The sequence below is a fragment of the Vibrio sp. 1078-1 genome, from assembly GCF_033340475.1.
The window spans coordinates 1-885 of sequence record NZ_JAWOWM010000155.1; the positions used below are offsets into that span (position 1 = coordinate 1).

Consider the following 885-nt stretch of genomic DNA (forward strand, 5'->3'; position numbering starts at 1 on the left):
GATGGATCCATCTCTATTACTCGACGGTTTGAACGACAAACAGCGTGAAGCCGTTGCAGCACCTCTAGAAAACTTGCTCGTCCTTGCTGGTGCAGGGAGTGGTAAGACTCGCGTTCTTGTTCACCGTATCGCTTGGTTGATGTCGGTAGAACAAGCGTCTCCGTTCTCAATCATGTCGGTAACCTTTACCAACAAAGCGGCAGCGGAGATGCGTGGCCGTATTGAAGAGTTGATGATGGGCAGTGCGTCAGGCATGTGGAATGGTACCTTTCACGGTATTTGTCACCGCATTTTGCGTGCGCACTATCTTGATGCCAAGCTACCGGAAGACTTTCAAATCATCGACAGCGACGATCAACAGCGTTTACTGAAGCGTCTGATCAAAGCACAAAATTTGGATGAGAAGCAGTGGCCTGCACGCCAAGTGGCTTGGTGGATTAACGGCAAAAAAGACGAAGGTCTGCGCCCAGCACATATCGATGCTTACCACGATCCTGTGACCAAAACCTACTTGCAGCTATACACCGCTTATCAAGAAGCGTGTGACCGTGCAGGTCTGGTCGACTTTGCAGAAATTCTGCTTCGCGCTCATGAGCTACTGCGCGATAACAAGTTTGTCCGCGAGCACTACCAAGCACGCTTTAAACACATCTTGGTCGACGAGTTCCAAGACACCAACAATATCCAATACGCTTGGCTACGCATGATGGCGGGGCCTGAGTGTCATGTGATGATCGTGGGTGACGATGACCAATCGATTTACGGTTGGCGCGGAGCAAAAGTCGAAAACATTGAGAAATTCACCCGTGAATTCCCAAGTGTAACCACCATTCGCCTAGAGCAGAATTACCGTTCCACCAAGACCATTTTGGAAGCTTCCAATAC

1 protein-coding gene is annotated in these 885 nt (G+C 49.7%); it reads left to right on the forward strand.

Annotated features, from left to right (window positions below):
• Nucleotide 1: 1 nt before the first annotated feature.
• Nucleotides 2-885, forward strand: an 884-nt coding sequence (locus tag R7190_RS26275; protein WP_318137728.1) for a UvrD-helicase domain-containing protein, incomplete at its 3' end; no start/stop codon positions are given.